This is a genomic window from Pseudomonas sp. NPDC088885 (genome assembly GCF_044750025.1).
GTDB classification, from domain to species: Bacteria; Pseudomonadota; Gammaproteobacteria; order Pseudomonadales; family Pseudomonadaceae; genus Aquipseudomonas; species Aquipseudomonas rustica.
The window spans coordinates 1-8,284 of the sequence record NZ_JBIVJB010000138.1; the positions used below are offsets into that span (position 1 = coordinate 1).

Annotated in this window: 7 protein-coding genes; 6 read left to right on the forward strand and 1 reads right to left on the reverse strand. The window is 59.6% G+C overall.

From position 1 onward, the window contains the following. From hslU to ACIP1X_RS26675, 6 genes are all read left to right on the forward strand, one after another. Nucleotides 1–1,190 (forward strand): HslU--HslV peptidase ATPase subunit (gene hslU / locus ACIP1X_RS26650; protein ID WP_400755767.1); only part of this gene is annotated, 1,190 nt, incomplete at its 5' end. A gap of 140 nt (nt 1,191–1,330) precedes the next feature. Then, nucleotides 1,331–1,705, forward strand: coding sequence for a gamma-butyrobetaine hydroxylase-like domain-containing protein (locus tag ACIP1X_RS26655; RefSeq protein ID WP_400755771.1), 375 nt, complete (start codon nt 1,331–1,333; stop codon nt 1,703–1,705). A 258-nt stretch (nt 1,706–1,963) separates the two neighbouring features. Further along, nucleotides 1,964–3,643, forward strand: coding sequence for a class II poly(R)-hydroxyalkanoic acid synthase (phaC, locus tag ACIP1X_RS26660; protein WP_400755768.1), 1,680 nt, complete (start codon nt 1,964–1,966; stop codon nt 3,641–3,643). A 146-nt stretch (nt 3,644–3,789) separates the two neighbouring features. Next, a complete protein-coding gene (gene phaZ / locus ACIP1X_RS26665) occupies nt 3,790–4,644 on the forward strand; it encodes a poly(3-hydroxyalkanoate) depolymerase (protein WP_007909378.1) in 855 nt (284 codons plus the stop codon). Between the two features lie 138 nt (nt 4,645–4,782). Continuing rightward, entirely contained in the window at nt 4,783–6,465 is a 1,683-nt protein-coding gene (gene phaC, locus ACIP1X_RS26670) for a class II poly(R)-hydroxyalkanoic acid synthase (protein WP_400755769.1), read from the forward strand. A gap of 30 nt (nt 6,466–6,495) precedes the next feature. Beyond that, on the forward strand, nt 6,496–7,116 hold the full coding sequence (locus tag ACIP1X_RS26675; protein WP_038360043.1) for a TetR/AcrR family transcriptional regulator: 621 nt from the start codon (nt 6,496–6,498) through the stop codon (nt 7,114–7,116). Between the two features lie 207 nt (nt 7,117–7,323). Here the strand turns inward: ACIP1X_RS26675 and ACIP1X_RS26680 are convergent, their stop codons facing one another. Continuing rightward, entirely contained in the window at nt 7,324–8,238 is a 915-nt protein-coding gene (locus ACIP1X_RS26680) for a phasin family protein (RefSeq protein ID WP_400755770.1), read from the reverse strand. Between the last annotated feature and the right edge of the window lie 46 nt (nt 8,239–8,284).

Below are 8,284 nucleotides of genomic sequence, written 5' to 3' on the forward strand. Positions count from 1 at the left end.
AGAACATCCTGATGATCGGCCCGACAGGTGTCGGTAAAACCGAGATCGCCCGTCGTCTGGCGAAACTCGCCAACGCGCCGTTCATCAAAGTCGAAGCGACCAAGTTCACCGAAGTCGGCTACGTCGGCCGTGACGTCGAATCGATCATCCGTGATCTGGCCGACGCGGCGCTCAAGTTGCTCCGCGAGCAGGAAATGACCCGCGTTCGCCACCGCGCCGAAGACGCTGCCGAGGATCGTATCCTCGACGCGCTGCTGCCGCCGGCACGCATGGGCTTCAGCAATGAAGAAGCGCCAAGTTCCGATTCCAACACCCGTCAGCTGTTCCGCAAGCGTCTGCGCGAAGGTCAGCTGGATGACAAGGAGATCGAAATCGAAGTCGCCGAAGTGGCCGGCGTCGATATCTCCGCGCCACCGGGCATGGAAGAAATGACCAACCAGCTGCAGTCGTTGTTTGCCAACATGGGCAAGGGCAAGAAGAAGTCGCGCAAGCTCAAGGTCAAAGAAGCGCTGAAGCTGGTGCGTGACGAAGAAGCCGGGCGTCTGGTCAACGAAGAAGAGCTGAAAGCCAAAGCGCTGGAAGCGGTTGAGCAGCACGGCATCGTGTTCATCGACGAAATCGACAAAGTCGCCAAGCGTGGCAATGTCGGCGGCGCCGACGTCTCCCGTGAAGGCGTGCAGCGCGACTTGCTGCCGCTGATCGAAGGCTGCACCGTCAACACCAAACTGGGCATGGTCAAAACCGACCACATCCTGTTCATCGCGTCCGGTGCGTTCCACCTGAGCAAGCCGAGCGATCTGGTGCCTGAGCTGCAAGGTCGTCTGCCGATCCGCGTTGAACTGAAAGCGCTGAGCCCATCGGACTTCGAACGCATCCTCAGCGAACCGCACGCTTCGCTCACCGAGCAATACTGCGCACTGCTGAAAACCGAAGGCCTGAACATCCAGTTCCAGCCGGAAGGCATCAAGCGCATCGCCGAGATCGCCTGGCAGGTCAACGAGAAAACCGAGAACATCGGTGCCCGTCGCCTGCACACCCTGCTTGAGCGTCTGCTCGAAGAGGTGTCGTTCAGCGCCGGCGACATGGCCAGCACCCACGATGAGAAGCCGATTCTGATCGACGCCGAATACGTCAACAGCCACCTCGGCGAATTGGCGGAGAACGAAGACCTGTCCCGTTATATCCTGTAAGCAACTCTTACAGATGTAATGGAACTGTGGGAGCGAGCCTGCTCGCGAAGACGGCAGTACATTCAACCCTTGTGTTGACTGAACCACCGCTTTCGCGAGCAGGCTCGCTCCCACAAGGTTCCGCACTAGACGGATACCTGATCATGATCCCCACCGACATCAAACTGCACAAAGCCTCGAAAACCCTGACGCTCAAATACGCGTCCGGCGAGGAATACACCCTGCCCGCCGAATTTCTGCGCGTGCATTCTCCCTCCGCCGAGGTTCAAGGCCACGGCAATCCGATTCTGCAATTCGGCAAGATTCACGTCGGTCTGAGCAAAGTAGAACCGGCCGGTCAGTACGCACTGAAACTGACCTTCGACGACGGTCACGACAGTGGTCTGTTCACCTGGGAATACCTCTACGAGCTGGGGCGACGATTTGACGCACTCTGGGCCGATTATCTCGCCGAGCTCAAAGCCGCCGGAAAAACCCGCGATCCCGACGAGTCGATTGTCAAGCTGATGCTCTAGTCCGAGCCTCGCGCTCTTTAGAGGGCATTTTCTAACTTCATCTGTTTGAATGCTCCGCTGTGAGGCCGAGGATCGGCCCGCTTGCGAAAAAAATTAAACTCGGGTAACCAATGGAGCTGGCAAGTTCCCTGCAGTGCACTACGACTGTAAAACAGCTATGCAGAATTAACGGTCACCCGAGCAGTAGTACCTGGCATTGGCTGTGGAACTGCACAGCAGAAAACCGGGTACTCGTCTCAGGACAATGGAGCGTCGTAGATGAGTAACAAGAATAACGATGACTTGAAGTACCAAGCCTCGGAAAACACCTTGGGGCTTAATCCTGTCGTTGGGCTACGTGGAAAGGATCTGCTCGCCTCTGCTCGTATGGTGCTGAAACAGGCCATCAAACAACCGATCCATAGCGTCAAGCACGTGACCCATTTCGGCCTTGAGCTGAAGAACGTGTTGTTCGGCAAATCCGAACTGCAACCGGCCGGCGATGACCGTCGCTTCGTCGATCCTGCGTGGAGCCAGAACCCGCTCTACAAACGTTATCTGCAAACCTATCTGGCGTGGCGCAAGGAACTCCACTCCTGGATTGATGACAGCAACCTCTCACCGAAAGACATCGCGCGCGGCCACTTCGTCATCAACCTGATGACCGAAGCCATGGCCCCGACCAACTCGGCGGCCAACCCCGCAGCGGTCAAACGTTTCTTCGAAACCGGTGGCAAGAGCCTGCTCGACGGCCTCTCGCATCTGGCCAAGGATCTGGTACACAACGGCGGCATGCCGAGCCAGGTCAACATGGGCGCATTCGAGGTCGGCAAGAGCCTCGGCGTGACCGAAGGCGCAGTGGTGTTTCGCAACGACGTGCTGGAGCTGATCCAGTACAAGCCGATCACCGAGCAAGTCCACGAGCGTCCATTGCTGGTGGTGCCGCCACAGATCAACAAGTTCTACGTATTCGACCTCAGCCCGGACAAGAGCCTGGCGCGGTTCTGCCTGCGCAATAACGTGCAGACGTTTATCGTCAGCTGGCGCAACCCGACCAAGGCGCAGCGCGAGTGGGGCCTGTCGACGTACATCGATGCACTGAAAGAAGCGGTCGACGTGGTCACCGCAATTACCGGCAGCAAAGACATCAACATGCTTGGCGCCTGTTCCGGCGGCATCACCTGCACCGCCCTGCTCGGCCACTACGCGGCGATCGGCGAGAAGAAGGTCAACTCCCTCACGCTACTGGTGAGCGTGCTCGACACGACGCTGGACAGCGACGTCGCCCTGTTTGTCGACGAGCAGACCCTGGAGACCGCCAAGCGTCATTCGTATCAGGCCGGCGTGCTCGAAGGTAAAGACATGGCCAAGGTCTTTGCGTGGATGCGCCCGAACGACCTGATCTGGAACTACTGGGTCAACAACTACTTGCTCGGCAACGAGCCGCCGGTGTTCGACATCCTGTTCTGGAACAACGACACCACCCGGTTGCCGGCGGCGTTCCACGGCGACCTGATCGAGATGTTCAAAAACAACCCACTGATCCGCCCGAATGCACTGGAAGTGTGCGGCACGCCGATCGACCTCAAGCAGGTCACCGCCGATATCTTCTCGCTGGCCGGCACCAACGACCACATCACACCGTGGAAGTCCTGCTACAAGTCGGCGCAGTTGTTCGGTGGCAAGGTGGAGTTCGTGTTGTCGAGCAGCGGGCATATCCAGAGCATTCTGAATCCGCCGGGCAACCCGAAATCGCGCTACATGACCGGCGAAGAAATGGCCGCGAATGCCGATGACTGGCAAGAGAACTCGACCAAGCATACCGATTCCTGGTGGCTGCACTGGCAGGCCTGGCAGGCCGAACGCTCGGGCAACCTGAAAAAGGCCCCGCTGAAACTGGGCAACAAGGCACATCCGGCGGGCGAAGCTTCGCCGGGCACATACGTACACGAGCGGTAACTGACACCACCCCGTCATTGTGGGAGCGAGCCTGCTCGCGAAAGCGGTCATGCAATCAACATTGATGCTAGCTGACACGACGCCTTCGCGAGCAGGCTCGCTCCCACAGGGGGCGGGGTGTACTTGAAATCCACAGGGCCTGACGCATGCCGCAACCGTTCATATTCCGTACCGTCGATCTGGATGGGCAGACCCTCCGCACGGCGGTACGCCCCGGCAAGCCTCACTTGACGCCCTTGCTGATTTTCAACGGCATCGGCGCCAACCTGGAGCTGGTGTTTCCGTTTGTCGCGGCGCTGGATCCGGATCTGGAAGTGATCGCTTTCGACGTCCCCGGTGTCGGCGGCTCTTCGACGCCTAATCGGCCGTACCGTTTTCCCGGTCTGGCCAAACTGACGGCGCGGATGCTCGATTACCTCGACTACGGGCAGGTCAACGTCATCGGCGTGTCGTGGGGCGGTGCGCTCGCGCAGCAATTCGCCTACGACTACCCCGAGCGCTGCAAGAAACTGGTGCTGGCGGCGACCGCTGCCGGTGCGGTGATGGTGCCGGGCAAACCGAAAGTGTTGTGGATGATGGCCAGCCCACGGCGCTACATTCAGCCCTCGCACGTGATCCGCATCGCGCCGCTGATCTATGGCGGCTCGTTCCGTCGCGACCCGACCCTGGCCGCCAGCCACGCGGCGAAAGTACGTTCGGCGGGCAAGCTCGGTTATTACTGGCAACTGTTCGCCGGCCTCGGCTGGACGAGCATTCACTGGCTGCACAAGATCCATCAGCCGACGCTGGTGCTGGCCGGCGACGACGATCCGCTGATCCCGCTGATCAACATGCGCATGCTCGCCTGGCGCATTCCCAACGCGCAGTTGCACATCATCGATGACGGCCACCTGTTCCTGATCACCCGCGCCGAAGCCGTGGCGCCGATCATCATGAAATTCCTCCAGGAGGAACGGCAGCGCGCGGTGATGCACCCGCACCCGACACCGCTCGGCGGCTAAGGTCGGCGGCAGGCTTTATGCAGGGCTTTACCCGCAATTCGTGGCAGGACGCCACGCAAGCAGCAACCCGTAACAGCGTCTATGGTGTTCTGGTTCGGTGAGTGTGTTTTTGGCCTGAAGACGAAGGAGTGTTGAGTCATGCGCGACAAACCAGCGACGGGCGTGGTGCCCAGCCCCGCCGTGTTCATTAACGCACAGAGTGCGATCACCGGATTGCGCGGTCGCGACTTGCTTTCGACCCTGCGCAGCGTGGCCGCCCACGGTTTGCGTAACCCGGTGCACAGCGCGAAACACGCCTTGAAGCTCGGCGGCCAGTTGGGCCGCGTCCTGCTCGGTGAAACCCTGCACCCGACCAATCCGAACGACAGCCGTTTCGCTGACCCGGCGTGGAGCCTCAACCCGTTTTACCGCCGTAGCCTGCAGGCGTATCTGGCCTGGCAGAAACAGGTCAAAAGCTGGATCGACGAAAGCGACATGAACCCGGAAGACCGCGCCCGCGCGCACTTCGCCTTCACCCTGCTCAACGACGCCGTGGCGCCTTCCAACACCCTGCTCAATCCGCTGGCAGTCAAAGAGTTGTTCAACTCCGGCGGCCACAGTCTGGTGCGCGGCCTGGGTCATTTGTTCGATGATCTGCTGCACAACGATGGCCTGCCACGGCAGGTGACCAAGCAGGCTTTTGAAGTCGGCAAAACTGTCGCGACCACTACCGGCTCGGTGGTGTTTCGCAACGAGATGCTTGAGCTGATCCAGTACAAACCGATGAGCGAAAAGCAGTACGCCAAGCCGCTATTGGTGGTGCCGCCGCAGATCAACAAGTACTACATTTTCGACCTGAGCCCGCAGAACAGCTTCGTCCAGTACGCGCTGAAAAACGGTTTGCAGACGTTCATGATCAGTTGGCGCAACCCTGACGTGCGCCATCGCGAATGGGGCCTGTCGACCTACGTCGAAGCCGTGGAAGAGGCGATGAATATTTGCCGGGCGATCACCGGCGCCCGCGAGGTCAATCTGATGGGTGCTTGCGCTGGCGGACTGACCATCGCCGCCCTGCAAGGTCACTTACAGGCCAAGCGGCAGCTGCGCCGGGTCTCCAGTGCGACCTATCTGGTCAGCCTGCTCGACAGCGAAATCGAGACCTCGGCCACGCTGTTTGCCGATGAACAAACCCTCGAAGCGGCCAAGCGTCGCTCGTATCAAAAGGGCGTGCTTGATGGCCGCGACATGGCCAAGGTCTTCGCGTGGATGCGCCCCAACGATTTGATCTGGAGCTACTTCGTCAACAACTACCTGTTGGGCAAGGAGCCGCCGGCCTTCGACATTCTCTACTGGAACAACGACAACACACGCCTGCCCGCCGCGTTTCACGGTGACTTGCTGGACTTCTTCAAGCACAACCCACTGACCCATCCAGGCGGACTTGAGGTGTGCGGCACGCCGATCGACTTACAGAAAGTCACCGTCGACAGCTTCAGCGTCGCCGGCATGAACGACCACATCACCCCGTGGGATGCGGTGTATCGCTCGACCTTGCTGCTCGGTGGTGACCGACGCTTTGTGCTGTCCAACAGCGGCCATGTGCAGAGCATTCTCAACCCGCCGAGCAACCCGAAAGCCGCATACGTCGAGAACGCCAAGATGAGCAGCGACCCGCGCGCCTGGTACTACGACGCCAAACACGTCGACGGCAGCTGGTGGCCGCAGTGGCTGGAGTGGATACAGCAACGCTCCGGCGCGCAGCACGAAACCTCGTTCACCCTCGGCAACCCGAACTATCCACCGATGGAGGCAGCGCCCGGTACCTACGTGCGCGTGCGCTGACGCTTAACCGAACTTTTCTAAGAAGACTGGATGAAAACCCGCGACCGGATTCTCGAATGTGCTTTGCAACTGTTCAACGAAAAGGGCGAACCGAACGTCTCCACCATGGAAGTTGCCAACGAAATGGGCATCAGCCCGGGCAACCTCTACTACCACTTCCACGGCAAGGAACCGCTGATTCTCGGGCTGTTCGAACGCTTCCAGAATGAACTGGCGCCGCTGCTTGATCCGCCGTCGGATGTGGAACTGGCACCGGAGGATTACTGGCTGTTTTTGCATTTGATTGTGGAGCGGTTGGCGCAGTATCGCTTTCTGTTTCAGGACCTATCGAACCTGGCCGGGCGGCTGCCGAAACTGGCCAAGGGCATTCGTCATCTGCTCAATGCACTGAAGCGCACGCTGGCGTCGTTGCTGGCGCGGTTGAAGGCAGCGGGGCAGTTGGTCAGTGATACCCAGGCGTTGGGGCAGTTGGTGGAGCAGATCACCATGACGCTGCTGTTTTCGCTGGATTATCAGCGGATTCTGGATCGTGAGGGTGAGGTGCGGTTGGTCGTGTATCAGATCATGATGTTGGTGGCACCGCACCTGCTGCCGCCGGTGAAGGTCGCCACCGAACGGATGGCCCTGCAATACCTTGAAGATCATGACTGACGGAGCTATCTCTGCGGATGCAAATCCCCCTGTGGGAGCGGGCTTGCTCGCGAAAGCGATATATCAGTCGAATCAAATAGTGACTGACACGACGCCTTCGCGAGCAAGCCCGCTCCCACAGGGGATATGCAGTGGATTTGAGATTATCTACGCAAACAAAAACGCCCGACCTTCACAGGCCGGGCGTTTTGTTTTGTCCTGAAAAAATCAGGACTGACTGGTTGGCGTCGACGGGGTCGATGCGGCAGTCGGGGTTGCCACTGGAGTCGGTGCGGCGGCGGAGTTCGACGCGCTTACCGGAGCTGCCGGCGTGGCAGGTTTGGCTGCAGCAGGTGCTGCTGGCTTCGGCGCTGCGGCTTTCGGCGCGGCCGGTTTTTTCACTGCGGGTTTTTTCGCTGCTGCGGGTTTGGCCGCAGGCTTGGCAGCCGGTTTAGCGGCAGCGGTTTTCGCCGCTGGCTTGGCGGCCGGTTTGGCTGCTGCTTTTGTCGCAGGTTTAGCGGCTGGTTTCGCAGCGGCCTTAGCGGCAACTGGTTTGGCAGCTGCTTTAGCGGCAGGCTTGGCGGCGGCGGTTTTTGCAGCCGGTTTAGCGGCGGCCTTAGCTTTCGCTGCCGGCTTGGCCGCTGCTTTTGCTGCAGGTTTAGCCGCAGCTTTTACCAGTGGCTTGGCCGCGGTTTTGGCAGCAGGTTTGGCCGCAGCTGTTTTAGCAGCAGGTTTCGCCGCAGACGTTTTCGCCGCCACAGGCTGAGCTTTCAGACCGGTGAGTTTTTCGATCTGCTTGGTCAGCGTGTCGACCTTGCTGTTGAGCGCTTTGACTTCATTGCGGCTCGGTACGCCCAGGCGCGAAATCGCGCTGTTCAGGCGCTTGTCGAAAGCCCCTTCCAGCTCGTCCCACTTGCCCAGCGCGCGATCTTTCACGCCGCTGATGCGCGACTTGGCCGACGAAGCGGAATCCTTGGCGGCATCGACTTTTTTGCCGACTGCAGACTTGGTGAGCTTCTCGGCTTTCTCGCCGTCTTTGACCAATGTATCGAAGAGCTTGCTGCCGTCAGTGTCGATCTTCGAGTACACGCCTAAACCAGCCAGCCAGATTTTGCGGGAGTAGTCTTCGACTTTCCCGATCAACGAGAAGCCTTCTTAATCGGTGTTATTTTTACCAGCCATCCCGTTC